Origin of the sequence: Caballeronia sp. LjRoot34 (assembly GCF_964253815.1) — a bacterium.
In the GTDB taxonomy this organism is placed as follows: Bacteria; Pseudomonadota; Gammaproteobacteria; order Burkholderiales; family Burkholderiaceae; genus Caballeronia.
Window position 1 is genome coordinate 769782 of record NZ_CAXUSB020000002.1, and the last position, 24518, is coordinate 794299.

Consider the following 24518-nt stretch of genomic DNA (forward strand, 5'->3'; position numbering starts at 1 on the left):
TATTTCCCGGCTTAACGCAGCGAAGCGATTGATTCGTTTGCTGCACCGTTGCGCCTGATTTGCATAAGCCGATCGCCGAGTTTTTCGCGCGCCTGTTCGGTATCGTAATGCGTTTGGAGGTTCATCCAGCTTTGCGGATCGACGCCAAAAAATGCACCGAGACGAACAGCCGTGTCGGCGGTGATGGCGCGTTTGCCTTGCACGATTTCATTGATGCGACGTGCCGGTACATCGATTGCTTTTGCGAGCGCGTACTGAGTGATGCCCATTGGGGCGAGCCATTCTTCCGCGAGGATATCGCCGGGTGTATCAAGTGGAATTTCGAGAGTCATAAGTAATCCTGGTGGTAGTCGCAGATTTCGACCTGCGTGGCGCTGCGCAATTCCAAGCAGAAGCAAAGAGGGTTGCGATCTGCTGCCTAAAGCAGCACCATCTTCAGCCTCACCGGTCCTCTACCGTATCCCCACGTTCTGCAATAATCCGTCCCAACTCCCGCGTTGACGGCACGCGGCGCATTGGATTCGTGGACCCCAGTTCATCGTCGGCCAGGTTTTCAATCAGCGCCAGCAACACCTTCCGCGCGATCTTGATGTCGTGTTCGCTCAGGCCCACCACGCTGACCTCATTGACTTCCTCGGCGAGCGGAACGAGCTTCTCTTTCAGCGCCCGGCCCTCGGCGGTCAGGAACACGTGCACGTTTTTCTTGTTGTCCGGCATCTGCTGGCGCTCGACATAACCCAGCGCTTCCATGGCCTTGACGGCGGCAAAGGTCGTGGGCTCCATCACCCCCGCCTGCGTGCTCAGCTCACGCTGCGTCAAGCCATCCGTCTCCCACAGGATCCGCAGGAACGTCCAGTGCCCGTAGGACACGGTGTGCTCGGTAAGGCGCATCTGCATCGCGCGCACGAGCGAACGCGCGGCGTCTTTCACGAGGTGGGCGAGCCGGTCGTTGGGCACGGCATCGTGCCAGTGACGCAGGATTGCAGCCGTTTCGCGAGGTGCGCTGTCCGCAGGTTTCTTTCGTGTCATCACCGTGTTTCCCAAAGCTCGAGATGTTGCCCAAGCCAACATGATAGCCGCTCGGAACGAACCTGAAGAACGGCGCCGCGCGGTCCGGGCGTAAGGGTGACTCAAGTGTCAAAGTGTCATGGATCACACGCCTCGCCTGTCACAGCGGTCGAGGGCAGCATCCTCGCGAACGACACAGCCATGGACGCCAGCTCCTGCGCGACCGGCGTCAACGGCACGCCTGCACGGCGCAGCAGACACACGCGCGTACTCAACGCCTGCTCTTTGATCGGGACAATAGCCACATGGTCCCTGAAGAACGGATGTGCCGCGAGACGCACGGGTTCGAGCGATAGATAATCGCTGTTCGCCACGCAATGCAGCGTATCGAACACAGCTTCGGTCGTGGCCGCGATACGCGGCGGTTCAAGCCCCGCGTCCTCGAACAAAGTGGACAAGCGGTTCGCGACATCGCCCGCATGGCGCGGCCGGGTGCTGACCCACTCGCAATCTTGCAGCGCCCGCAGCGATCGCGCGCGGCCTAGCGGATGACCACGCGGCGCGATGATGGCGACGGGCGATTCAAACAGCGTGGTCGCCTCGAGATCATGGATATCCGCTTCATTCGATACCAGCGCCAAGGCGAAGTCCAGGCTGCCGTCGCGCACCCAGGCCGTCAGGACCCGCGACGTGGCGCTGGTCAGGTGAACATCTATACGCGGGCAGCGCTCGCGAAAACTTGCCAGCAGCGCGGGAAATAATCGCATCATGGCCTCAGCCGCGACGCCGAGCGAAACCTGGCCGGTCAACTCGCCGCGCAACTGGCGCATTTCGTTTTCGGTTCGCATGCACTCGCCAAGAATCACGTCGGCGCGAATCCGCAATCGCTCACCAACCGAGGTCAGGCGCGCGCCGCGATGCCCGCGCTCGAACAAGGGCCCGCCCGCGCCGGTCTCGAGTTTCCTCAACTGTTGCGTCACGCCGCTTTGTGCAATGCCGAGCCTGCGCGCCGCCGCCCTGAGACTACCGGCTTCAGCGACAGCGACGAACACGCGAAGTTGCGTCAAGGTCAGGTCCACGATGTCAGGTCCATAATTTCCGCCGGCTGATAAGTAAAAGTGATCATGATAAGTAAATCGGCCCTGTTTGGTGGCATTTTGCACTCGTACCATGCAGGCGTGTTATCCCCATCACTGCCTTGACCACTGAGTAAGCGCCGATGAAACCCCTCTCTTCGTTGCTGGCCGCCGCCGTGATTGCGGCCGTGACCCTCTCCACGCCAGCCTTCGCGAAAGACGCGAACGTACTGCGCCTGGGCATTGATCCGACGTATCCGCCCATGGACGTAAAAATGCCGGACGGCCACGTGACCGGCTTCGACGTCGATCTCGCCAACGAGATCTGCCGCCGCATCGCGATGCATTGCGAATGGGTCGAGATGGAGTTTTCCGGCATGATCCCGGCGCTGCAGGCACGCAAGATCGACGCGATCATCTCGTCGATGGCAATCACCGAAAAGCGCATGCAGCAGATCGCGTTTTCGACCAAGCTGTTCCAGTTCAAGTCCCGTTTGATCACGAAGACCGGTGCTCCGCTGACGGTCAGCGCAGAGGGTCTGCGCGGCAAGCGCATTGGCGTGCAGAGCGGCACGCAGTTCGAAACGTATGCGCAGAAGAACTGGCAGCCGGGCGGTGTGGAAGTGGTCGCGTATCAAAGCCAGGAGGGCGTCTTTGAAGACCTGACGGCCGGCCGGCTGGATGCGGCACTGCTGGGGTCGGTGGAAGCGGATAACGGTTTCCTGAAGACACCCAGAGGCAAGGGTTTCGGTTTCGTCGGCGGGCCGCTTGAGATGGGTGATCATGGCACGGGCATTGGCTTACGCAAGGACGACGTTGCGCTCAAGGCCAGCATCGATAGCGCGATAGCCGGCATGCGTGCCGACGGCACTTACCAAAAGATCGCCCGCAAATACTTCGACTTCGACGTCTACGGCAACTAACAGATTTTCAGGAGCATTCGATGCGCATCCAAAGCACGCCGCTGGTTTCCACGTCCATCGGCACACGCCGTGAGTTCGTCAGCTTTCACTTCGGTACACCGGGTACGGGCGAGAAGATCTACGTGCAGGCGTCGCTGCACGCAGACGAAATACCCGCAATGCTGACCGCCTGGCGTCTTAAGCAACGCCTGATCGAACTGGAAAACACGGGTCGCATTTGCGGCGAGGTGATCCTGGTGCCGGTCGCAAACCCGATCGGACTCTCGCAGCATGTGCTCGGACAGTTCCTTGGGCGCTTCGAGTTGAATAGCGGCCACAACTTCAATCGCAGCTTTCCGCTGCCTGCCGCCGCTGCCTTGGTCGAGCGCATTGGCAGCCAGTGGACGCAGGACGCTGACAGCAACACGCGCTTATTGCGGCGGGCGGTATGCGACATGCTCGCCGAGGTGAAGCCGAAGAACGAGTTCGAGTCCTTGCGCCGCGAGATGCTGATCATGGCAGCCGATGCCGATGTCATCCTCGACCTGCATTGTTCGCTCGAAGCCACCATGCACGTGTACACGAGCCCCGCGAGCTGGCCGGCGGTTGAACCGCTCGCGCGCTATCTGGGCGCAAGCGGTGTATTGCTCTGTGCGGATTCGGGCGGACAGTCGTTCGATGAAATCTATGCGCCGCTGTGGAACGACGTTCGTGCGCTTCTGGGCGAGGGCACGCCGCTCGCCGCGCCTAACATTGCACTGACGGTCGAGCATCGCGGCCAGCGCGACGTGTCCTATGAGTTTGCCGAGCAGGACTCCGAAGCAATTGTCGATTACCTGACGTATCGAGGGGTGATCGACGGTGAGGCGCGTGAACTGCCGCCGCTCAACCACCCCGCAACGCCGCTGGCCGGCAGCGAGCAGTTCATTGCGCCCGCAAGCGGCGTGGTGGTGTATCGCGCGCAGGTTGGGGCCCATCTGAAAGCGGGTGATCCGGTCTTCGATATCATCGATCCGATCACGGATGAAGTGACCACGCTCACGACAAAAAACGACGGCATCTTTTATATGCGCCGGGCGATTCGCTTTGTGATCGCCGGCGCACCGATGGGCCGCGTAACGGGCGCAGTCCCGTTCAGGACCGGGGTGCTGATCGGTGCGTAAATAGCGTTCGTCACTTGACCTCTTCCGCGCGGCCCCGTGCGGACGCTCGCGAAGCAGAAATCCCGGCCCCTGCTTCAGCGGGCATCCGCAGGAACATCGGATAAGAAGTCATAACCACGAGCGCGGTAACAATGAACGCAGAGGCCAATTGCCATCGTTCGGCATGCGCGCCGGGGGCCACGATCATGGTGACTTGAATGGTCCCCGCCGCGACCGTCACACCGACCGCCTTCATCAATTGCTGAGCAGTGCCCTGGAATGACGTGGCGGCAGCAAGCCTGGTCTTGGGCACATCGGCGAAAGCGAGCGCGCCCATGGTGGCGAAGCTGAGCGAGCGTGACAAGCCGCCCACAAGCAGCAACAGGAAGATGGCGCCAGCGGGCCAGTTCTGCGACATGAACGAGCACACCACGAGCACGGCAGCAAACGACACACTGCCCGCGCACAGGACGGTCCGGACAGAGAAGCGCCTAAGTGCAAGCGATGTCATGGGGCGCATGCAAAATGATCCTAGCGCGCTAGCAAATGTGACGAGGCCGCTAGCGGAAGCGCTATAGCCGAACCCGGTTTGCAACGTCAGCGGCACGAGAAAAGGCAGCGCGCCGGCACCGGCACGAAACAGACTTCCCGCAATAGTCGCCGCATGAAAAGTCGGAATCGCGAGCAGCGAGAAATCGACGGCAGGGTTGTCCACGCGGCGACAGTGCCTGACGGCCATCCAGAACGTCAGCACGCCGGCAGCGACGCACGCAGGCGCCGCAAACGGCGGCAAGACCCCACGTCCTGCACATTCAATGCCGATCATGAACAGCGTCAACGACCCGCCTATCAACATCATTCCACGCACGTCGGGCGGCGCATGATGTTCGGGAGGCGCGGCCGGCAGCAAGCGCCACGTCAGCAGCAAACCCACGATGCCTACCGGGACGTTGACCCAGAAGATACTGCGCCACGAGAGGGTATCGGTGAGAAAACCACCTAATGGCGGACCCATCAAGGGGCCGATAAGAGCCGGCATGGTGAGCCAGGTGGTGGCCTGCAACAACTCCTCGCGTTTGACGCCACGAAACAGGATCAGGCGTCCGACCGGCACCATCATGGCTCCGCCGATTCCCTGCACGATGCGCGCAGCAATCAACTGCGGAAGGTTCGCGGCCGCCGCGCACGCGAGCGAAGCCAGCGTGAAGGTTGCGATCGCCCACATGAAGACGCGCTTCGCACCGAAGCGATCAGCCACCCATCCGCTAGCCGGAATGAACACCGTCAGCGCAACCAGATAAGCGGTAATGGCGCTGCTCAAATGCACGGGGTCGACGCCAAGATCGCGGGCCATGGCAGGCAGGGCCGTCGCGACGATCGTACCGTCCATGTTTTGCATAAAAAGCGCGCTGGCTACAACGGCGGCGGTGATGCGGAAGTTGGCAGGTTTCACGAGGCGGTGAGCGTATTTCTGGTAGACCCAACGACGCACCTGCAAGCAAGGTGCCGAGGGTTCGATCGATTGCGTGGCACCAGAGTCTACTTGAACCGGGGGATACGATGCGAGAGCATTGCCGCGCCGAGTTCATTACAAAAGCCGTACAGGCACGGGGTGGGCGTGAAGCTTCAGTGCCTGTTAGCGGCGCGTTGCCACTCGATGAGAACCGATGAGACCGTTAGCCACTAGCGGCAATTGCTCGCTGGTTTACTTAGTGCTGGAACGTTAAACCCGGCGCAGGGAGTGCCAAGTCAGGGTAATTACTATGAATAACACCGTCGCGCGCGTCACGCTAATAGGACTAGGATGGCGTATGAAACTCAATTTTCCGAACCCAAGCCGTTCCTACGACGACTCCAGGCACTGCGTGTGCTTCTGGGGATATGACGGTTCACGCGAGATCTCATTCCAGATAGACGATGCGGCCCTCTCGAGTTTCAATCCGCAAATGGGGTCGGGCGAATCCGCCGTGCTCGCCGCCTTCGACCTGTATCGCGAACGCATTCTCCTGAAAGCCGAGGGGCTGTACGTACGCGGTTCGCAAAACATCTTCAAGATATCCTGAGCTTGATTGCAGGTGCTTGCTCCAGCTAGTTGCCGCGCGCTTTGGACCTGCGCTCTGCAGCTCTGTCTTGTCGCGTATAAAATCGCGGCATGTCCAAGCCGATTTCCTCGCAGCCTGAAAGCCGCACCCACCGCCAGATGCAAAGCCCGCCACAAGCGGGGGCAGAGCACGCGTTGCCTTTGCATACGCCGGGAACGGCGTCGTTATTGCTGGCCGCGTGCATTGCCGCAATAGCGTGGCTGGCGCTCGCTGCGCAAACCGATATCACGGTCCATCGAATGCTGGCCAGGGGCTTTAGCGTATTCGATGGATTTGAGCGCCTCAGCAGTTATCTGACGAACCTGACAGTATTTGCTGTTGCCCTTTGTTTTTCGTTTGTCGCTGCGCTTGGCCGCTCGCCGCTCGGGCGATTTTTTCGCAAGCCGCCGGTGGTGACAGCGGTCGTGGTGTACATCGTGTTTGTCGGACTGGCTTATAACCTGTTGTTGCGTTACCTGTGGACCCCGTCGGGGTATCGGGCGGTGCTCAACGAATGCCTGCACAGCATCATTCCGGTGTTGTCGGCACTCTACTGGGTGCTGTTCGTGCCGCGCTTTCATCTGACTCTGCGGCAATGCCTGCTGTGGCTGATCTATCCGCTAGGTTATCTTTGCATCACGCTTTGGCGCGGCAGCACGTCGGACTTTTATCCCTATCCGTTCATTGATGTCGGCGAACTTGGCTACCCGCATGTGCTGCTCAACGCGACCTTGCTCGTGCTGGCGTTTGTCACGCTGATGGGCGTGTTCATCGCGTTGAATCACAGGCGTGCGCATTAGCGCCGGACCGGATCGCCGCCGCTCGCCTATGGGCATGAACGACGGGTGTCTCCGGTGTCCCAGCGGTATCTCGTTACGTATGCGCGGCGACTACTTCGGCGCGTACTGCATGTCGCCATTGCCGAACGACCAGTCCTCGCGATTCACCTCGACCAGGCTGATCCAGACATCTTCCTTTCGTACGCCCGCCTTTGCGTGTACGCCGTCCGCCACCGCGCGGTAAAACGCTTTTTTCATCTCGATCGTGCGGCCGGTGTTCCATGTCACCTGGATAAATACGATCCCCGGCGTGTAGGTCACGCCCAGGTATCCCTGCGCCGGATAGATCAATTCGTCAGGGGCATGGCGCGTGATGATCTGAAACTTGTCGTGCTCGGGCACTTTGACTACATCGATCATTGCGTCGTACACGACGTCGCTGATTGCCTGAACGACTTCCGGCGACGCAGTCTGCGCGAGATTGATTCGAACGAGTGGCATGGCTTTGACCTCTGCTTAAGTGGGGAATAAGGGAATAGGGATGCGCTCGCCACGACATACGTGACGTGTTGTCGTGGTGAGAATGTGCGCACCGCGTTAAAAGACATCGCAGTCGCGTAGTTCGCCATTGAAGATTAGACTAGGTGGAAACTTGCATCAAGCGCATAGTTTTCATATGAACCATGAGAGTCAAGCATGTTATTCGAAGACCTTAGAACCTTGGTCGCGGTGCTCGACCATAACTCGTTGACGCGGGCGGCGGATGCACTGTCGCTGACGCAATCGGCTATATCGCGGCGGATTCAGCATCTTGAAGCTGTTCTTGGCGCGGAACTTCTGGACCGCAACAGCAAGCCTCCTCAAGCAACCGCGCTTGCGCGCCGGATCTACGAACATGCGGTCCCGCTGATGCGCAGCGTGAATCAACTGCTTGAGATTCCCCGGGAAGAGGCCATGCCGAGCGGGACGTTTCGCTTAGGCCTTTCGCAGGTCATCGCGGAGATTGTCCTGTTCGACGCGGTGATGCGTCTGAAAGCGGCGTTTCCGGCGCTGGAGGTTCAGTCGCATACCGAATGGAGCACGGGGTTGTTTCAGCAGGTCAGCCTTGGGAAACTGGACGCAGCAACGTTGCTGCTGCCATCTCCCAGCACGCTGCCGGCCAACGTGGCGGGCAGGCTTATCACGACGCTGGAAGTGCTGGTGGTCCAGAGCAAACGGCGGCCGGTGGTTGAGCGGCGCTCGACCATCAAGGCGCTGGCGGAGCAGGAGTGGATCCTCAACCCGCTGGGTTGCGGTTACCGCGCCGCACTGGAACGGGCGATGCAAGGGGCGGGGCGCGAACTCAGGTTAAGCGTGGATACACACGGCACCGAGATGCAACTGAAGTTGATTGCTGCGGGACTCGGTTTGGGACTTGTGCCGCGCACCTTGCTTCGCCAGAGTGTTTCGTATGCCGAACTATCTGTTGTTGACGTGAAAGACTTTTCACTCAGCCTTGATATCTGGCTGATCCATGCCGTCCAGCTGGGCAATTTAAAGGGGGCAGCCAGTGTGTTCGGGGATGCCGTAGCCGAGGGGTTCGCGAATGCCGCCGCTGGTCGCAGCCGTTAGGAAGCTGCGACCTTGCCATCGGGCATGCTTGCCGACGGCTTGACGAAACCTAAGGCTTGACGAAACGCAGCGTCATCCGGTCCGACTCGCCAATGGCGGCAAAGCGGGCGCGGTCAGTATCGCCGCCTCGATAGGTCGGCGGCAAGGACCACACGCCGTGCGGATAGTCCTTCGTATCGCGGGGATTGCTGTTGATCTCGCTGCGCGCGGCAAGCCTGAAGCCCGCTGCCTGTGCATGCTCGATCACATAGGCTTCAGTCAGGTAGCCGGTATCGATCATTTGCTGAACCGATGTACCCGGCACAGCGCGGTGCTCTTCCACGCCGAGCACGCCGCCCGGTTTCAGCACCGAATAGAACGCACGCAGGTTGGCATCGACCTGACCGTCTTCTATCCAGTTATGAATATTACGGAACGTCAGCACGCGATCAACCTGCAGTCCTGCGGGCAAGCCGCTGAACTGCCCCGATTGCAACGTGCCGACCACAACCGTTCCGTAGATGTCAGGCGCAGCAGCGAGCTTGCGCTCGAACGCGGCGTTACCCTTCGCTTCGCCAGCAGGGAGCGCCCCTTGCGGCGGCAGATACTGCGCTTCGTAAAGCGTGCCACGCCCCCGCAGATACGGCGCGAGGATGTCCGTGTACCAGCCGCCGCCCGGCGCGATTTCCAGCACGCTCTGGTTCGGTGCGAGGCCAAAGAATTCCAGCGTGTCTTTAGGGTGCCGGTAGACGTCGCGCGCTTGCGCCTTGTCTCCCCGATACGGCGCGGCAATGGCGGTATCGAGTGATGTCGATGCGGTGGGTGTTGCGCACGACGCTAGCAGCAGGGCTACGGGCAGCGCCAGAAAAGCGCGCCGCATGAGACGGGGGGTAGGGAGCATTTTCATGCGGGTCATTATCGGGCAAAGCGCGCCGTTTGTCAGAGCGCGTCTGTTTTACCTCGCGCATATGGCCGGCTCGATATGAACCACGCAATCAAATGCTCAGAGCAACGTCCTGACGTGCCATAACTCGGGAAACAGCACGACATCCAGCATCTTTCGCAAATACAACGCGCCGCTGGTTCCGCCCGTGCCTTGCTTAAAGCCGATAATCCGCTCAACGGTGGTGACGTGGCGAAAGCGCCATTGCCGGAAAGAGTCTTCAAGATCGACAAGCTCTTCCGCCATCTCGTAGAGTTCCCAATGCTGCGTCGGCTCGCGATACACCGTGAGCCACGCCGCTTCCACGCTGGCGTCGTGGGTGGTCGGCTGAGTCCAGTCGCGCTCAAGCCTTTCCGGCGCAATCGGGAAACCGCGGCGCGCAAGCAGGCGGATGACTTCATCGTAGAACGAGGGGGCGTCAAGCGTCGCCTTGACCTCGGCGAGCACGGTCGGCCTGTGCGCATGCGGCTTGAGCATTTGCACATTTTTGTTGCCAAGCAGGAACTCGATCTGCCGGTACTGATGCGACTGGAATCCGGACGATGCGCCCAGATAAGGCCGCATTGCCGTGTATTCAGACGGCGTCATGGTCGCGAGAACGCTCCACGCCTGGACCAGCTGATCGAGTATGCGCGAGACACGCGCGAGCATCTTGAACGCGGGCGGCAGGTCATCGCGACGCACGGCAACGAGCGCTGCGTGCAGCTCATACAGCGCGAGCTTCATCCATAACTCGCTCGTCTGATGCTGCACGATGAACAGCATTTCGTTGTGGTCGGGCGAGAGCGGGTGCTGCGCCGAAAGGAGCGTATCGAGCGAGAGATAATCGCCATAGCTCATCGAACCGGAGAAGTCGAGCTGCGCGTCATGCCAGCCTTCGGGCTTCGGCTCAGCGTTACCGGCCGACCCGTAACCCATGGGACAGCCGCCCGTGCCTTCGCTTTCATGTGATTGTGTCATCGCGCGTTCTCCGCTTGCTCTACACTCGGGTCAGGTAACGGCGCCACGTTCGGCGAACTCGGGTGCACGCCATGCTTCGGTCGCAAGCACGTCGCGCAATGTTTCAACGGCATCCCATACATCTACATAACGTGTGTAAAGCGGCGTGAAGCCGAAGCGCAAAATGCGCGGCTCGCGGTAATCGCCGATCACGTTGCGCGCGATCAGCGCCTGCATGACCTCATAACCATGCGGATGTTCAAAGCTTGCTTGCGATCCGCGTTCGGCATGTGCCCGAGGAGTGACGAGTTGCAACGGGAAATTGCCGCAGCGTGTCTCGACCAGTTCAATGAACAAGTCGCTCAGTGCCAGCGACTTGCGGCGCAACGTTGCCATATCGGTCTGCCCGAACACGTCGAGGCCGCATTCGATCATCGACATGGAGACAATAGGTTGCGTGCCGCACAAGAACCGTCCGATACCGTCATCGGGACGATACTCGGGGCTCATTTCAAAGGGTTTTTTATGGCCCCACCAGCCGGACAGCGGTTGCGAGAATACGTTCTGTAGCCGCTTCGGCACCCAGATGAACGCGGGGGAACCCGGTCCGCCATTCAGGTACTTGTAGGTGCAACCGACGGCGTAATCCGCGCCGGCGCCGTTCAGATCGACGGGAACCGCGCCTGCCGAATGCGCCAGATCCCACACGGCAAGCGCGCCCGCCTGATGGATCACGCGGGTCAACGCGGCCATGTCGTGCATGGCGCCCGTGCGATAGTTCACGTGCGTGATCATGGCGACGGCCGTGTTCTCGTCAATAGCGGTGGCGAGCTCGGATGCGTGATCCACGAGACGCAGTTCATATCCGCGATCCAGTTGTTCGATCAGGCCTTGAGCAATGTATAGATCGGTCGGGAAATTCGAGCGTTCGGAGACAATGACACGACGCTTCGGGTCACGCTCATTGGCTACTCGCAGCGCCGCCGACAGGATCTTGAAGAGATTGCTGGAAATGGTGTCGGTGACAACCACTTCGTCCTCGGCCGCGCCAATCAACGAAGCCAACTGGTTGCCAAGCCGCTTGGGCAACGCGAACCATCCCGCCGTATTCCATGAGCGGATCAAACCGTCGCCCCACTCGCCCGTTATGACGGCGGCGGCGCGCGAGGCGGCGGCCTTGGGCGGCACGCCAAGCGAGTTGCCGTCCAGATAGATTGTGTCCTGGCCGAGCGCGAACTGGTCGCGCAAACTGGCTAGCGGATCGTCGCGGTCGAGTGCCGCAGCATCGTTTCTATGGTTCATTGAAGCGCATTCCGGTGAGTTATTGTGTCCGTGCCTGACGGAAATCCGCGTCTCGCCGCCGTCTGGCGGAGCGCGCGTCCATGCCTGAAAGCTTAGCCGAGAACGGTCTTTAATTGATTGCGAAACAAACGCGGTGTATGAGTCCCGATGCAATTTTCTTCGATGAAAACTGCGCTTAAGCGCGATAAATTGATTGCCATCTGTTATGGGCGGCATTCGGGTGCGCTCACCAAGCCGCGCGCCGGGTCCGCTAAGCTGACGCCAGCTCGCCTGCAGCCGCGTTACTCGTTACCATGCTGCCAACCCTCAGCTTATTTACTTAGCTTAGTTATTTAGATCAAACCACCGCCCATGACTCACCACGTCCTTGCCTCGACCCTGACTGCCTGCGTCGACCATCACTTTGATCAAGAGGTCCAGTTCCTTTCCGCGCTCGTGCAAAAACCGTCGGACAATCCGCCGGGCGATTGCGCGGGGCACGCGGAGATGGCGGCGCAATGGCTTGAAAGGATCGGCTTCACGGTCGAACGCCACGTAGTGGCGGCCGACGATGTCACACGTGCCGGCATGATCAGCGCGACGAACCTGGTGGTTCGCCATCGCTTTGGAGCGGGGCCGGTGATCGCGCTGAACGCGCACGGCGACGTGGTGCCGCCGGGTGACGGCTGGACCGCCGACCCGTACGGCGCCGAGATTCGCGATGGTTTCATGATCGGGCGCGGCGCGGCGGTATCGAAGTCGGACTTCGCCACCTATGCGTTCGCGTTGAAAGCGTTGATCGAAAGCGGCGCGACGCTCGGCGGGACGGTGGAGCTGCACCTGACTTATGACGAAGAAACCGGCGGCCTGATCGGGCCGGGGTGGTTGTTGAAGCAGGGCATCGTGAAGCCCGACTACGCCATCTGCGCGGGTTTTTCTTATTCGATCACGACCGCGCACAATGGCGCGATCCACCTGGAAGTCACGGTGCGGGGCAAGTCGGCGCACGCGGCGCGGCCCGATACCGGGCATGACGCGCTGGAGGCCGCTACGGCCGTGCTGAATGCGCTGTACGCGCATCGGGCAGCATTGCGCGAGATCCACTCGCAGACGCCGGGAATCGATCATCCTACTTTGGTGGTGGGTCTGATCAAAGGCGGCATCAACACGAACGTGGTGCCTGACAAGGTGAGTTTGCGACTCGACCGGCGTGTGGTGCCGGAGGAGAATCCGCAAGACGTGCTCAAGCAATTGAAAACGCTGATCACGGCGTCAGTGAAAGGCTTGGCCGGTATTAGCGTGGAGATAGAAGAGGTGCTGGTGACGTCGCCGTTGCGCTCGCTTGACGGCGCAGAGCGCTTGTCGCAAGCGTTGCAACGCGCGGCCCGGGTTACGTTGCAACGTGACATTCCTACCGAAGGCGTGCCTCTTTATACCGATGCCCGCTTGTACTGCGAAGCGGGCGTACCGACCGTCATTTACGGCGCCGGACCGCGGACGCTGCTTGAGGCTAACGGACATCGGGCCGACGAGCGCGTTGCGCTTGAAGACTTGAAGGTCGCGACGAAAACAGTTGCGATTGCGCTTGCCGATTTGCTTGGGCAAAAACCCTAGGTGTTTCTATGCTCGTTCCTTTTCCGGCTAGCAAAGGAACGAAGCCTGTAGTGGTCATATCCCGCACTGGCGCGGATAAAGGCCAAAGACGTATCGCGCTTTGGAAGCCAATCGCTAGCCTCGGTCTCCCCGATCGACCGGTATTCCAGGCGTCTCCCGCTTGAGTATTCAGCACGTCTTTAAAAACTCGAACATAATTCGCGGTGTCCTTATTTCGAGCTTCGCTACGCCGCCCGGCCGTCGCGAAGTGAGACGGGCCGAACCTCAATCTCGAATCAAACCACTATGAAAACATCCGAAGAGACAACGCATTCCTGGCTTTGGCTGGTCTTGCTCATTCCGTACATCGCCTTGCTCTGGCTGCCATTTTATAACGATACCCGCCCGTCTTTTGCAGGCTTCCCATTCTTCTACTGGTATCAGTTCCTTTGGGTACCGCTGACTTCGCTCATCATTTACATCGTGTATAGAGGTGTCAAATGAGCGATATCGTTCCGGTCAATCCGGTAGCCATGACGGTTTTCATCGCCTTCTTCCTGCTGGTAACGGTAGTGGGATTTTTCGCGGCGCGCTGGAAACGCGGCGACCTGACGCAACTGCATGAATGGGGTTTGGGCGGCCGCCAGTTCGGCACTGTAATTTCATGGTTCCTGGTAGGAGGCGATTTCTACACCGCCTATACCGTCATTGCCGTACCCGCCCTGGTCTATTCAGTGGGCGCATATGGTTTCTTCGCGCTGCCTTACACCATCATTGTTTATCCGTTTGTTTTTGCCGTCATGCCGAAGCTATGGAAGATCGCTCATGCGAAGAACCATATTACGGCAGCCGATTACGTGCAGGGCGAGTATGGCGGCAAGTGGTTCCCGGCGGCCGTGGCGGTCACCGGCATTGTCGCGACCATGCCATACATTGCCTTGCAACTGGTGGGCATGCAGGTCGTGATCAAGGGTCTGGGCGTGAGCGGCGAGTTGCCGCTGATTGTTGCGTTCGTGATCCTCGCGCTCTACACGTACACCAGCGGCTTGCGCGCGCCAGCCATGATCGCGTTCGTGAAGGACATCATGATTTATATCGTGGTGATCGCAGCGGTCTGGCTGATTCCATCGAAACTAGGCGGCTATGCGCACGTGTTCGATGCCGCCGACCAGTTCTTCAAAGCCAAGGGCGGTGCGACCGGCATCATCCTCAAGCCGACGCAATTCACCGCCTATGCATCGCTTGCGTTGGGTTCGGCGCTTGCCGCGTTCATGTATCCGCATACCATGACCGCGGTATTGTCGTCGTCGTCGGCTGCGACCGTGCGCAAGAACGCAATCTTCCTGCCCGCCTACACGCTGCTGCTCGGCCTGATTGCGTTACTCGGTTATATGGCGATTGCTGCAGGCATCAAGGTGCAATCCGCGTCCGACGTCGTGCCCGCGTTGTTCGGTCAGTTGTTCCCTTCGTGGTTCGTCGGCTTCGCGGCCGCGGCCATTGCGATCAGCGCGCTCGTGCCGGCGGCGATCATGTCGATCGGCGCAGCGAACCTGTTCACGCGTAACCTGTGGCCGCTGATGGCGCGTGACATCACGCCCGAGAAGGAAGCGAAGACAGCTAAGCTGGTGTCGCTGGTTGTGAAGTTCGGCGCGCTGCTGTTCATTGTGTTCCTGCCAACCCAATATGCAATCGATCTGCAATTGCTCGGCGGCGTGTGGATCCTGCAGATATTCCCGGCCATTGTGTTCTCGCTATACACACGTCGCCTGAACACGCCGGGCTTGTTCCTTGGCTGGCTGGCCGGGATCGTGCTCGGAACCGGCATGGCGATCGTACAGGGTTTGAAGCCGGTGTTCGCGCTGCATGTAGGGGGCGCGACGTATCCGCTGTATATCGGGCTGATCGCGCTGGCATTGAATATTGTGGTGGCGTTTGTTGTATCGACGCTCACGCCGAGCCGCGCACACGTTCAGCAGGCGACGTAAGAAGAGGGCAAGCGCGCCATCGCGCAGGTCGATGCGTCAAGATTTTTTGCGCGTCGGCCGAGCCATCTTTACGGCGCTGGCGCGCGTGGTTTGTGCTTTCCGTGTCGGGCCTGTAAGCTTCGGCGACGAGCACTCCGTGCTCGTCGCTCATCCCTGTGATTCGCAACACCTCCGCAACGCTTTCCTCCGTTTTCAATCCGATGCAACATTCAATCGTTTACTCCCCGCGCCGCCGATCATTGCTGACGGCTGCTGCCATGCTCCCCTTTGTCGGCGCATGTACGTCCTGGCGTGCGACCACCGCCAGCTCATTCGCCGAAGACCAGTTGAAACAACTGGAAAGCACTGCTGGAGGGCGCCTTGGCGTAGCTGCGCTGAACACCGCCGATGGCAAGCAGGTGAACTATCGCGCGAACGAGCGTTTCCCGCTTTGCAGCACGTTCAAACTAGTGCTGGTGTCCGCGGTTCTCGAACAAAGCGCGCTTCAAAAGGGCTTGCTTGAGCGCCGGATCCGCTACACGCAGAGCGAACTCCTGTCGTGGGCGCCCATCACCAAAAAACAGATCGCTACGGGCATGACCGTCGCGGAACTCTGCGCCGCCGCGCTGCAATATAGCGACAACACGGCAGCCAACCTGTTGATGAAACTGGTCGGCGGCCCGGAAACGGTGACTGCGTTCGCCCGCTCGATCGGCGATAACCAGTTCCACCTGGATCGCTGGGAGCCTGAACTGAATACGGCGATACCCGGCGATCCGCGCGACACATCCACACCGGCAGCAATGGCGCAAAGCCTGCAACGCGTAACATTAGGCGATGCGCTAGGCGCTTCGCAACGCGGGCAACTGCAAACATGGCTGCTAGGCAATACCACCGGCGCTGACAAAATCGCTGCCGCTTTGCCGGCGCATTGGGTGATCGGCGACAAGACCGGTTCGGGCGACTACGGTACGACGAACGATATCGGCGTGCTGTGGCCACCCGGAAAACCACCAGTTATCCTGACCATCTACCTCACTCAACGAGAGCAGGATGCAAAGGCGCGTAATGACGTGGTGGCGTCGGCGGCGCGGATCGTCGTGGGCGTGCTTGCGTGAGGGGTGTCTGCCGCACCTCGTCCTGACCTTTCCCTGACCTTTCGATGACATCTTTGTCATCAAGCTTCCACACGTCTCCGGGCGCGCTAACATGACGCAAGAGGACGACGCTTAGGCTCCCGGCAGCCAAACGCCTGGCGGGCGTCTAAGCGTCGTCCTGAAACCCGGAGGCTCTCCATGATTTCCACGAAGCAAAATCCTGCCACGTTCCTGCGCTCACGCGGCGCGGCGCTGTTGGCAGCTATCGGCCTGGGCGTCGGTATCCTGTTCGCATCCATGCATCCGGCGCATTCTTCCGAAGCCGCGGTCGTCATTGCCCCGCCCGCGCTCGACGAACCCGCGAACGGCGCACACCAGGAAACCGCCGTGTTGGCAGGGGGCTGTTTTTGGGGCGTTCAAGGCGTGTTCCAGCACGTGAGCGGCGTGACGAAGGTTGTGTCGGGCTACTCTGGCGGTCAGCCCCAGACCGCGCAATATGAAACCGTCAGCGGGGGCCAGACAGGTCACGCTGAGTCCGTGCAGATCACTTATGACCCGACGAAAATCACCTACGGCAAGTTGCTGCAGATCTATTTCTCGGTCGCTCACGACCCGACGGAATTGAACCGGCAAGGCCCGGACAGCGGAACGCAATATCGTTCGGCAATCTTTCCGGCCAACGACACGCAAAAACGCATTGCGCAAAGCTATATCGCGCAACTCGACAAAGCGCATGTTTTCTCCTCGCCGATCGTGACGAAGACAGATCCTCTCAAGGGTTTTTATCCTGCCGAGTCTTATCACCAGAACTATTGGATCGTCGGGGGAATCTGTGGGTGAAATCGATGGATTCAGGCGGCGTTGAGGAAACAACATAGCTTTCGGCAGGTGGCATCGAAGAGGCCTTGCTCGCGCTCAGAGCGGTCATCCAGGAGTGGGCCACCGTCTTGCTCGTCGATATACCGTAACAGTATTGAGCGGGCGTCCAGCCTCCTGAGTTCGCGGTAAAGCTGCCGCTCTTCAACGAGACGACCACCGAGCATCCAGATGAAGTCCCGATGCTGGTGCAGGGTTTTTCGGCTGTAACCGCTGTCCAGAAGATGCAGGAGATACGGTGTGAATATCTTGACGAGATCCTGTCCGAACGGAATGTCCTGTTGCTCAAAGCTCCAAGACTTGGGCCAGTTTTGCAGGTCGGGAACGAGTCGTTCAAGAGCGCTTGATTCGGGTGTGACAATGGCGGTATTACCGACGATTTTTCGCTTGCTAGCCATGCTTTTGACCCGCTTGCTCAATTCCTGTCATCATTTCCCCGGTTTCGTTTATGAAGGGGCGCGGCTGTGCGACAGGACGCAGACCATTGAGATTGACGTGCGCCCACGTAAGGGATCCAAACCAGTTTGTTCGTGCTGCAACGAGCGCGCAAGCGGCTACGATACGCTCGGAGAACGTCGCTTCGAGTTCATCCCAATCTGGGGTTTTGCCGTCATTCTGCTGTATTCGATGCGTCGTGTCGATTGCCGTCGGTGTGGCGTAAAGGTTGAGACGGTACCGTGGGCTATCGGCAAGCATACGTTGACCAAGGCATACATGCTTTTTCTGGCCCAGTGGGCTCGTAAGCTGTCGTGGAAAGAAACCGCGCTGAGTTTCCGCACCAGCTGGGAGAAGGTCTTCAATGCCGTGGAATGGGTAGTCGACTGGGGGCTGAATCATCGTGAGCTCGGGACGATTCGCGCTTTCGGCGTTGACGAGATCCAGTATGGCCGAGGGCACCAGTACCTCACGCTCGTCTACCAGATCGAGGCCGGCCGCACGCGACTGCTCTGGGTCGGACAGGAACGTACTAAGGAGAGCTTCGCGAAGTTCTTTGCGATGATCGGCAAGCCGCTGTGCGAGAAGGTCGAATTCGTGTGTTCCGACATGTGGAAGCCCTATCTCGAAATGATAGCGCGTCATTGCCCGAACGCCCTGAATATCCTCGACCGTTTCCACATCGTTGCCAAGATGAACAAAGCGATCGATGAGGTGCGAGCCGATGAGGCCAGGCGCATGTCGCGTGATGGCTATGAGCCTGTTCTCAAAAAATCCCGCTGGTGCCTGCTTGCGCGACGCGAGAACCTTACTGGCAAACAACGCGTTCGCCTGCGTGACCTACTCCAGTACAACTTACGTAGCGTACGTGCCTATCTGCTCAAAGAAGAATTCCAGCAACTCTGGGACTACATCTCTCCTGTCTGGGCGGGCAAGTTCCTCGACCAGTGGTGCAAGCAGGTGATGCGCTCACGCATCGAGCCGATGAAGAAGTTTGCCCGGACCGTGCGCTCGCACCGGGATCTGATCCTCAACTACTTCCGTGCCAGAAAGCAGTTCTCCAGCGGCGTTATCGAGGGGCTGAACAATAAGGCCAAAGTCACTATGAGAAAAGCGTACGGCTTCCGAACCTTCCGAGCCACAGAAATCGCGCTCTATCATGCACTTGGCAAGCTTCCCGAGCCTCCATCCACCCACACTTTTTACTGACGAACCGAACTATTTGACGCTGCATCCGGATGCACCGTATATCGCGATCAACGACCTGCCGAAGGTCGAGAACCTGAAGCGCTTGTATCCGACGCTTTATCGCGACAAACCGGTGCTGCTGAGCGTGGCATCGCAGTAATAGACAAGCATAGACCAGGCGGCGGACTTAAAATCCACCGCCTGACGGCTTGCGGGGTCGAGTCGGATCTCCGTTACCAGCGTCCATAGGGCTTCTGGAGAACGGATGCAATTCCTCGGAAAACAGCGGTGTCTTTTGCCACCGCAGTGAGTGGCGGGGAGTTGCATCTAGTACCGGCCGATCACCCAATCGACGTCACTACTCAGCCGTTGTCAATCAGCTTGTCGACGAGCTCGCGCCCCGCATGATAGGCCGCATCCAGCGCCTTGGCTTCAGTCTCAAAGACGTTGCCGAGTTCATAAAATTGCGTGCGTTGCCCGGCATGACGCAGGTCCGCGCCTGGTCGACATACGTACCCGTTGTAGTGGTAAGGGGTATCTGGCGTGGGAGGTCCGTATGCAAGGATCGGCAGCACCCAGATCTCAAAGCCTTTGTAATCTATTCTTTCCCACATGGAAACCTCCACCATCAGGAGCCGGCGTTAAAGAGTGAGCGCTAGACCGCTCCGCCCAGAACGCGAGCGACGAAGTGTCTACCCCATGCCTCGCCGTGAGCAATGGCGTCCGCCACCGTGACGTAGGGCCCGTGATTACCGGTCAATTCTCCAGAATCTTCCGCGTGCTTCGAACCTCGAACCGGCGTTCCATCATGGCGAGTCACGATCACGCGGACGTTAAAACCAATAATTTTTTCTGCGTCGGGCGGGTCGTATTTCGGCTCGACGTTTATGGTCAGAAGATAGTCGCCAACTTCAACGTCTTGATGCATGGCAGTCTCCCTGTTCGTCCAGGAATGTCATTATGATCGCGAACGCCTTCCTGACCGTGAGTTTGCGCACAGCGGCGGCGGACTTGAAAATCCGCCGCCGCTTTTGCCAAGACCAATACAGACTTACTGCGATGCCTGTGTGCTCTTGCGCAGCTTGGCAACATCAGCCGCCCCGACCGCGGGCGCACCGTTGTTCCATCCAGCGCGAATGAACGTGAGCACGTCGGCGATCTGCTGATCATTGAGCACCGGCGCGTACTTAGGCATTGGGTACGCGGCGGGAATGCCCTGTATCACGAGGTCGTGGGTACCGTTCAGCGTGACGTTGATCAACGACGACGCGTCCTTCTCCATCACGTTTGGATTGCCCGCCAACGGCGCGAGCAGTGGTGCGAACGCACGGCCATCCACACCGTGGCAATGCATGCAGTACGCGGTATACACCTTTGCGCCCGCGTCATTGGCCGGATGCTGAAGCAGCGACGCGGTAGCTTTCGGATCATAGGCATAGGCCGGTGCGTTTGTCCCCCCCGCCGCCGGCAACGACTTCAGATACGCCGACATGGCAGCCAGATCCTGATCGTTCATACCCTGTGTACTGTGGTTGATCACATCCGTCATGGACCCGAACGCCGACGCGTGCGCGTTCGCTCCGGTCTTCAGGAACGTGGTCAAGTCCGCATCCGACCAGCGGCCCAGTCCGACGTTCTGCTCGCCCGTCAGGTTGGACGCAAACCAGCCGTCTAGCACACCGCCCGTGAGCCACGCGTTGCCGCTTTCATCGAGTGCTTCTTCCTGGAACGCAATGCCGCGAGGCGTGTGGCATGCGCTGCAATGGCCCAGGCCCTGGATCAGGTAGGCACCGCGATTCCACGCTACATCCTTACCGTCCTTGTCGCGATAAACGCCTTTGTCGAGGAACACCATGTTCCAGAACTTGAGCGGCCAGCGCATGTTCAGCGGGAACGGAATATCGGATGGACGGTTTGCCTGGTTCACGGGTGCGACTCCCTTCATGAAGTACGCATAGAGCGCCTTCACGTCGTCGTCGCGGACCTTTACATAGGATGTATAGGGCATTGCCGGATAGAGGTTGTGACCGTCCTTCGCCACGCCCTGGCGCAACGCTTTTTCGAAGTCTTCCTCGCTCCATTTACCAATACCTGTATCGGGGTCGGGCGTGATGTTGGTCGTGTAGATCTTGCCCATGGGTGTGGTCATCGGCAGGCCGCCGGCGAACGGCTTGCCCTTGGGCGCGGAATGACAGGCCACGCAATCGCCCACCTTCGCGAGATAGGCGCCACGCGCAACCAGCGGATCGTCGTTCGCAGCAGCATGAGCCAGCAGGGGCAGGCTGAGCGTGAGCGCAACAGAGGCAACAAGATGTTTGATCATTATGTGTGCCCTCATGCGCTTTGCAGTTGACGGCCGACGGGCAACTGCCGCAAGCGCTTGCCGGTAGCGGCAAAAATCGCGTTGGTCAGCGCGGGCGCGAGTGCTGCCGTACCCGGTTCGCCAATGCCTCCGGGCGCCTCACTGCTCTTCACGATATGTACCTCGATAGGCGGCGTCTGATCAATCCGCAGCATCCGGTAATCCGTGAAGTTGGATTGTTCGACGCGGCCGTCCTTGATCGTGATCTCGCTATAAAGCGCTGCCGTGATGCCGAAGATAATGCCTCCCTGGATCTGCGCCTCGATGGTGTTCGGGTTGACCACCACGCCGCAATCCACCGCGCAGACCACTCGATTCACGGCCACTTCGCCGTCGCCGTTCACGGTCACATCCACCACCATGCCGAAGAAGCTGCCGAACGCGTGCATCACCGATACCCCGCGCCCCTGACCCTTCGGAGGCGTGTTGCCCCAGCCGGCTTCACGGGCGGCGACGTCGAGCACGTTCTGCGCGCGGGGTGTCTTGCCGAGCAGGTCGTGGCGATATTTCACCGGATCGACTTTCGCTTGCGCGGCCAGTTCGTCCATGAAGCTCTCGACCACGAAGGTGCCACGGGTCGGTCCCACGCCGCGCCAGAACGCGGTAGGCACGTCCATGGGTTCCTGGCGCACATAGTCGATGAACTGGTTCGGGAGGTCGTAGGGAAGGTCGGCAGAAACTTCCACTGCATCCGGATCAAGGCCGTTCTTGAATGCCGGCGGAGCGAATCGGGCCATCACGGACGACCCCACTATGCGATGTTGCCACGCGACCGGCTTGCCATTCGCATCGAGGCCGGCGGAGATGACGTCGTAGTAATACGGGCGATACATGTCGTGCTGGACATCCTCCTCGCGCGTCCACGTGACCTTCACTGGCGTGCCGACCTGCTTGCCGACCTTCAGCGCCTGGCCGATGAAATCGGTTTCCAACCGGCGTCCGAAGCCGCCGCCGAGCAAGTGGTTGTGCACGGTGATCTTGTCGGCGGTGAGGCCGGTGATCTTCACGGCCGTATCCACCGCACGCGTGGGGACTTGCGTGCCCACCCAGATATCGCAGCCGTCCGCGCGCACGGACACTGTGCAGTTCACCGGCTCCATGGTGGCGTGCGCGAGGAAGGGTTGCTGGTACACGGCGTCAACGCGCGTCTTGGCGTCATTGAAGCCTTTCTTGACGTCGCCATCCTTGCGCGCTACGGCGCCATCGCGCTTCGATGCATCGGCGAGTTGCTGGACCACCTTGGCCGTGGAAAAGTCCGCGCCGCGGCCTTCGTTCCATGTGATATCGAGCGCTGCCGCGCCGCGCTTGGCGGCCCACGTATGGTCGCCGATCACGGCCACGCCATTGTCGAGCCGGATCACCTGGCGAACGCCGGGGATCTTCTTCGCGTTGGTGTCGTCGACGGAGGCAAGCGACCCGCCGAATACCGGGCTATTCACGATGGCGGCATAGACCATACCGGGCACGCGGACATCGAGCCCGAACATGGCCGTGCCGTTCACTTTTTCGGGCGAGTCGAGACGCTTGGCCGCGGTCCCGATCAGCTTGAAATCCTTCGGGTCTTTAAGCGGCACGTTCTGCGGCGCGGGCAATTTCGCGGCGGCATCGACGAGCTGTCCGTAACCGATGCGGCGATTGCTCGCGGCATGCACCACTTCGCCTTTCTCCGCGTGGCACGACGCCGGATCGACCTGCCATTGCTGCGCCGCCGCGGAAATGAGCATCACGCGGGCGGTTGCCCCGGCCTTTCGCATGGGCTCCCAGGCATAGCGGATCGACGTCGATCCACCGGTCAACTGGCCGCCGAGCAGCGGGTCCATGAAGAGCTTTTCGTTAGGCGGTGCGTGATCGATCACCACGCTATCCAGCGGCACTTCCAGTTCTTCCGCGATCAGCATGGGGATGGACGTATAGATTCCCTGGCCCATCTCGACCTTGGGAATCACTAGCGTCACCTTGCCCGTTGCGTCGATCTGAACAAACGCGTTGGGTTCGAATACACCGCTTTGCGGCGCTTCATTGCCGTCGCCGCCGATCACCGACTTGCCCGAGGGTGCTTCGCCCTGGCTTGCCGCGGGCAGGCTGAAACCCAGCATCAAACCGCCGCCAACGGCTGCGCCGACTGATATTCCCAGCTTTAAAAACGTGCGCCGATTCAGGCCGTCGGGTGCGCGGCGGTTCTGTGCTTCGAGTAATCCTCGCGACATGTCACGCCCCCTTGGCGGCGTGCTTGACCGCGGCACGGATACGGTTGTACGTACCGCAGCGGCAGATGTTGCCCGCCATTGCAGCGTCGATATCGGCGTCCGAGGGGTTGGGGTTCGAGGCGATCAGCGACGCGGCCGACATCACCTGACCCGACTGACAGTACCCGCACTGCACAACATCGAGCGCGAGCCATGCGTCCTGCACTTTCTTGCCTGCGGGCGTGGTGCTGACGGCTTCGATGGTCGTGACCTTGCGCTCGCCTACGGCTGCGATGGGCAGCACGCAGGAGCGTACTGCCTGACCGTCGAGGTGCACGGTGCACGCACCGCATTGCGCGATACCGCAGCCGAATTTGGTGCCCGTGAGACCGACCAGGTCGCGCAACACCCAGAGAAGCGGCATGTCTGGCGGGGCGTCGATGGTGTGAGATTCGCCGTTTATGGAAAGGGTCGTCATCTGCAACTCCAGTTGTCGTGGGGGGATTTTTATAGTCCTTCTTAATCGCAAACCTTATACAAGATTACGACGATTCGTGCTGAATTGCCTATAACCCTTGGCTGCGCCTGACCGATGCCGTCTTGTACCGGCTGAGAAAAGATCGAGGAATAAATAGTTGCGGAAGGGGGCAGTGCAGGCGTTGATGTCTTTCATGGCAGTTCTTCGAGATGAATCGCTATACCTTCCAATTTCATTACGATTCTGCGTGCCCGCTGCATGGCTGCCGCTGCGGTCTCTATTGCCGCCGTTGCGTTGGAATCGCTTGAGTTGTTCATGATGAACCCGGCTGGTTCGGCGATCGTCAACGCGATCGGGTAGATCCGTCAGGTAGTCGTGCCGGGTACCGGTCATGCCGCCGACAAACGACGATATCTGGTGATTGCGTCGCAAGTGTCGGGCAAGCCCGGCGCGCGGTTCAGGTGCAAGCGCTCCAAGCGTTCTCGTTTTGCTCGAAGCAATTTATGCGGCCGCCGGAGTTAATGCCCCGGCTTTTTTTGTTGGTGCCGTTATGTTTGTCTTAAGTGCCAGCGGTGTCGTGCAGGCATGCGTCTATTTA

The 24518-nt window shown here is 59.8% G+C and carries 25 protein-coding genes and 1 pseudogene; 12 read left to right on the plus strand and 14 right to left on the minus strand.

The window, feature by feature from the left end:
• Window positions 1-11: 11 nt before the first annotated feature.
• The 3 genes from ACSQ36_RS23040 to ACSQ36_RS23050 all read right to left on the minus strand — a co-directional run bounded on the left by ACSQ36_RS23040 (window position 12) and on the right by ACSQ36_RS23050 (window position 2087).
• A complete protein-coding gene (locus ACSQ36_RS23040) occupies window positions 12-332 on the minus strand; it encodes a HigA family addiction module antitoxin (protein WP_436183723.1) in 321 nt (106 codons plus the stop codon).
• 109 nt (window positions 333-441) lie between these two features.
• Entirely contained in the window at window positions 442-1029 is a 588-nt protein-coding gene (locus ACSQ36_RS23045; protein WP_213762090.1) for a MarR family winged helix-turn-helix transcriptional regulator, read from the minus strand.
• Between the two features lie 116 nt (window positions 1030-1145).
• Window positions 1146-2087: a LysR substrate-binding domain-containing protein gene (locus tag ACSQ36_RS23050; RefSeq protein WP_436183724.1), complete on the minus strand. Its 942-nt coding sequence runs from the start codon at window positions 2085-2087 to the stop codon at window positions 1146-1148.
• A gap of 140 nt (window positions 2088-2227) precedes the next feature.
• On the opposite strand from ACSQ36_RS23050, the gene ACSQ36_RS23055 reads away from it, so the two are divergent.
• Complete coding sequence (locus ACSQ36_RS23055) at window positions 2228-3007, plus strand: transporter substrate-binding domain-containing protein (protein WP_213762092.1); 780 nt, start codon at window positions 2228-2230, stop codon at window positions 3005-3007.
• A 20-nt stretch (window positions 3008-3027) separates the two neighbouring features.
• Window positions 3028-4149 (plus strand): succinylglutamate desuccinylase/aspartoacylase family protein, encoded by a 1122-nt coding sequence (locus ACSQ36_RS23060; protein ID WP_436183725.1) that lies wholly within the window; start codon window positions 3028-3030, stop codon window positions 4147-4149.
• Between the two features lie 10 nt (window positions 4150-4159).
• On the opposite strand, the gene ACSQ36_RS23065 is transcribed toward ACSQ36_RS23060, so the two are convergent.
• A complete protein-coding gene (locus tag ACSQ36_RS23065) occupies window positions 4160-5581 on the minus strand; it encodes an MFS transporter (RefSeq protein WP_213762094.1) in 1422 nt (473 codons plus the stop codon).
• A 358-nt stretch (window positions 5582-5939) separates the two neighbouring features.
• Here ACSQ36_RS23065 and ACSQ36_RS23070 point away from each other — a divergent pair, with 358 nt between their 5' ends.
• Window positions 5940-6191 carry a DUF1488 domain-containing protein gene (locus ACSQ36_RS23070; protein ID WP_031360797.1) on the plus strand — a complete coding sequence of 84 codons (252 nt, stop codon included), beginning with the start codon at window positions 5940-5942 and terminating at the stop codon, window positions 6189-6191.
• A 137-nt stretch (window positions 6192-6328) separates the two neighbouring features.
• Window positions 6329-7009, plus strand: a complete 681-nt coding sequence (locus ACSQ36_RS23075; protein ID WP_213762282.1) for a Pr6Pr family membrane protein — start codon at window positions 6329-6331, stop codon at window positions 7007-7009.
• A gap of 90 nt (window positions 7010-7099) precedes the next feature.
• Here the strand turns inward: ACSQ36_RS23075 and ACSQ36_RS23080 are convergent, their stop codons facing one another.
• Complete coding sequence (locus ACSQ36_RS23080) at window positions 7100-7489, minus strand: tautomerase family protein (protein WP_436183726.1); 390 nt, start codon at window positions 7487-7489, stop codon at window positions 7100-7102.
• Between the two features lie 195 nt (window positions 7490-7684).
• On the opposite strand from ACSQ36_RS23080, the gene ACSQ36_RS23085 reads away from it, so the two are divergent.
• Window positions 7685-8599, plus strand: coding sequence for a LysR family transcriptional regulator (locus ACSQ36_RS23085; RefSeq protein ID WP_436183727.1), 915 nt, complete (start codon window positions 7685-7687; stop codon window positions 8597-8599).
• A 49-nt stretch (window positions 8600-8648) separates the two neighbouring features.
• Here ACSQ36_RS23085 and ACSQ36_RS23090 read toward each other — a convergent pair whose 3' ends face one another.
• From ACSQ36_RS23090 to kynU, 3 genes are all read right to left on the minus strand, one after another.
• Window positions 8649-9485 carry a class I SAM-dependent methyltransferase gene (locus tag ACSQ36_RS23090; protein ID WP_436183728.1) on the minus strand — a complete coding sequence of 279 codons (837 nt, stop codon included), beginning with the start codon at window positions 9483-9485 and terminating at the stop codon, window positions 8649-8651.
• A gap of 96 nt (window positions 9486-9581) precedes the next feature.
• A complete protein-coding gene (kynA, locus tag ACSQ36_RS23095; RefSeq protein ID WP_436184923.1) occupies window positions 9582-10439 on the minus strand; it encodes a tryptophan 2,3-dioxygenase in 858 nt (285 codons plus the stop codon).
• Window positions 10440-10511: 72 nt separating this feature from the next.
• Window positions 10512-11762, minus strand: a complete 1251-nt coding sequence (gene kynU, locus ACSQ36_RS23100) for a kynureninase (protein ID WP_436183729.1) — start codon at window positions 11760-11762, stop codon at window positions 10512-10514.
• Between the two features lie 351 nt (window positions 11763-12113).
• Here kynU and ACSQ36_RS23105 point away from each other — a divergent pair, with 351 nt between their 5' ends.
• From ACSQ36_RS23105 to msrA, 5 genes are all read left to right on the plus strand, one after another.
• Window positions 12114-13355, plus strand: coding sequence for an ArgE/DapE family deacylase (locus ACSQ36_RS23105; protein ID WP_436183730.1), 1242 nt, complete (start codon window positions 12114-12116; stop codon window positions 13353-13355).
• Between the two features lie 285 nt (window positions 13356-13640).
• Window positions 13641-13838 carry a DUF3311 domain-containing protein gene (locus tag ACSQ36_RS23110; protein WP_213762101.1) on the plus strand — a complete coding sequence of 66 codons (198 nt, stop codon included), beginning with the start codon at window positions 13641-13643 and terminating at the stop codon, window positions 13836-13838.
• A complete protein-coding gene (gene mctP, locus ACSQ36_RS23115; RefSeq protein ID WP_213762102.1) occupies window positions 13835-15319 on the plus strand; it encodes a monocarboxylate uptake permease MctP in 1485 nt (494 codons plus the stop codon). The genes ACSQ36_RS23110 and mctP overlap by 4 nt, the downstream gene beginning before the upstream one ends.
• Before the next feature lie 212 nt (window positions 15320-15531).
• Entirely contained in the window at window positions 15532-16416 is an 885-nt protein-coding gene (gene bla / locus ACSQ36_RS23120; protein WP_436184924.1) for a class A beta-lactamase, read from the plus strand.
• Between the two features lie 177 nt (window positions 16417-16593).
• Window positions 16594-17235, plus strand: coding sequence for a peptide-methionine (S)-S-oxide reductase MsrA (gene msrA, locus ACSQ36_RS23125; protein ID WP_436183731.1), 642 nt, complete (start codon window positions 16594-16596; stop codon window positions 17233-17235).
• An 11-nt stretch (window positions 17236-17246) separates the two neighbouring features.
• Here the strand turns inward: msrA and ACSQ36_RS23130 are convergent, their stop codons facing one another.
• Window positions 17247-17669, minus strand: coding sequence for a hypothetical protein (locus ACSQ36_RS23130; RefSeq protein ID WP_436181452.1), 423 nt, complete (start codon window positions 17667-17669; stop codon window positions 17247-17249).
• On the opposite strand from ACSQ36_RS23130, the gene ACSQ36_RS23135 reads away from it, so the two are divergent.
• Entirely contained in the window at window positions 17668-18915 is a 1248-nt protein-coding gene (locus ACSQ36_RS23135; protein WP_436181453.1) for an ISL3 family transposase, read from the plus strand. The genes ACSQ36_RS23130 and ACSQ36_RS23135 overlap by 2 nt on opposite strands.
• Before the next feature lie 7 nt (window positions 18916-18922).
• A pseudogene (locus ACSQ36_RS23140) lies at window positions 18923-19054 on the plus strand (peptide-methionine (S)-S-oxide reductase MsrA); the annotation flags it as partial.
• 202 nt (window positions 19055-19256) lie between these two features.
• Here the strand turns inward: ACSQ36_RS23140 and ACSQ36_RS23145 are convergent.
• From ACSQ36_RS23145 to ACSQ36_RS23165, 5 genes are all read right to left on the minus strand, one after another.
• The gene (locus ACSQ36_RS23145; protein ID WP_213762104.1) at window positions 19257-19508 is read right to left on the minus strand and encodes a hypothetical protein; all 252 of its coding nucleotides are present in this window, start codon (window positions 19506-19508) and stop codon (window positions 19257-19259) included.
• A gap of 41 nt (window positions 19509-19549) precedes the next feature.
• Window positions 19550-19822, minus strand: coding sequence for a hypothetical protein (locus ACSQ36_RS23150; protein WP_436183732.1), 273 nt, complete (start codon window positions 19820-19822; stop codon window positions 19550-19552).
• Window positions 19823-19945: 123 nt separating this feature from the next.
• Complete coding sequence (locus ACSQ36_RS23155) at window positions 19946-21217, minus strand: c-type cytochrome (protein WP_436183733.1); 1272 nt, start codon at window positions 21215-21217, stop codon at window positions 19946-19948.
• Window positions 21218-21228: 11 nt separating this feature from the next.
• Entirely contained in the window at window positions 21229-23463 is a 2235-nt protein-coding gene (locus ACSQ36_RS23160; protein ID WP_436183734.1) for a molybdopterin cofactor-binding domain-containing protein, read from the minus strand.
• 1 nt (window position 23464) lies between these two features.
• Window positions 23465-23920: a (2Fe-2S)-binding protein gene (locus tag ACSQ36_RS23165; protein WP_213762108.1), complete on the minus strand. Its 456-nt coding sequence runs from the start codon at window positions 23918-23920 to the stop codon at window positions 23465-23467.
• Window positions 23921-24518: the final 598 nt, after the last annotated feature.

Excerpts from the sequence above, each read along its gene's own strand:
- ACSQ36_RS23155 (WP_436183733.1), bottom strand. The coding sequence starts at position 21,217 with ATGATCAAACATCTTGTTGCCTCTGTTGCGCTCACGCTCAGCCTGCCC.
- ACSQ36_RS23105 (WP_436183730.1), top strand. The coding sequence starts at position 12,114 with ATGACTCACCACGTCCTTGCCTCGACCCTGACTGCCTGCGTCGACCAT.
- ACSQ36_RS23110 (WP_213762101.1), top strand. The coding sequence starts at position 13,641 with ATGAAAACATCCGAAGAGACAACGCATTCCTGGCTTTGGCTGGTCTTG.
- ACSQ36_RS23055 (WP_213762092.1), top strand. The coding sequence starts at position 2,228 with ATGAAACCCCTCTCTTCGTTGCTGGCCGCCGCCGTGATTGCGGCCGTG.
- kynA (WP_436184923.1), bottom strand. The coding sequence starts at position 10,439 with ATGGGTTACGGGTCGGCCGGTAACGCTGAGCCGAAGCCCGAAGGCTGG.
- kynU (WP_436183729.1), bottom strand. The coding sequence starts at position 11,762 with ATGAACCATAGAAACGATGCTGCGGCACTCGACCGCGACGATCCGCTA.
- ACSQ36_RS23085 (WP_436183727.1), top strand. The coding sequence starts at position 7,685 with ATGTTATTCGAAGACCTTAGAACCTTGGTCGCGGTGCTCGACCATAAC.
- ACSQ36_RS23165 (WP_213762108.1), bottom strand. The coding sequence starts at position 23,920 with ATGACGACCCTTTCCATAAACGGCGAATCTCACACCATCGACGCCCCG.
- ACSQ36_RS23130 (WP_436181452.1), bottom strand. The coding sequence starts at position 17,669 with ATGGCTAGCAAGCGAAAAATCGTCGGTAATACCGCCATTGTCACACCC.
- ACSQ36_RS23145 (WP_213762104.1), bottom strand. The coding sequence starts at position 19,508 with ATGTGGGAAAGAATAGATTACAAAGGCTTTGAGATCTGGGTGCTGCCG.
- mctP (WP_213762102.1), top strand. The coding sequence starts at position 13,835 with ATGAGCGATATCGTTCCGGTCAATCCGGTAGCCATGACGGTTTTCATC.
- ACSQ36_RS23080 (WP_436183726.1), bottom strand. The coding sequence starts at position 7,489 with ATGCCACTCGTTCGAATCAATCTCGCGCAGACTGCGTCGCCGGAAGTC.
- ACSQ36_RS23060 (WP_436183725.1), top strand. The coding sequence starts at position 3,028 with ATGCGCATCCAAAGCACGCCGCTGGTTTCCACGTCCATCGGCACACGC.
- ACSQ36_RS23160 (WP_436183734.1), bottom strand. The coding sequence starts at position 23,463 with ATGTCGCGAGGATTACTCGAAGCACAGAACCGCCGCGCACCCGACGGC.
- ACSQ36_RS23045 (WP_213762090.1), bottom strand. The coding sequence starts at position 1,029 with ATGACACGAAAGAAACCTGCGGACAGCGCACCTCGCGAAACGGCTGCA.
- ACSQ36_RS23090 (WP_436183728.1), bottom strand. The coding sequence starts at position 9,485 with ATGAAAATGCTCCCTACCCCCCGTCTCATGCGGCGCGCTTTTCTGGCG.
- msrA (WP_436183731.1), top strand. The coding sequence starts at position 16,594 with ATGATTTCCACGAAGCAAAATCCTGCCACGTTCCTGCGCTCACGCGGC.
- ACSQ36_RS23070 (WP_031360797.1), top strand. The coding sequence starts at position 5,940 with ATGAAACTCAATTTTCCGAACCCAAGCCGTTCCTACGACGACTCCAGG.
- ACSQ36_RS23075 (WP_213762282.1), top strand. The coding sequence starts at position 6,329 with ATGCAAAGCCCGCCACAAGCGGGGGCAGAGCACGCGTTGCCTTTGCAT.
- ACSQ36_RS23150 (WP_436183732.1), bottom strand. The coding sequence starts at position 19,822 with ATGCATCAAGACGTTGAAGTTGGCGACTATCTTCTGACCATAAACGTC.
- ACSQ36_RS23040 (WP_436183723.1), bottom strand. The coding sequence starts at position 332 with ATGACTCTCGAAATTCCACTTGATACACCCGGCGATATCCTCGCGGAA.
- ACSQ36_RS23135 (WP_436181453.1), top strand. The coding sequence starts at position 17,668 with ATGCTTTTGACCCGCTTGCTCAATTCCTGTCATCATTTCCCCGGTTTC.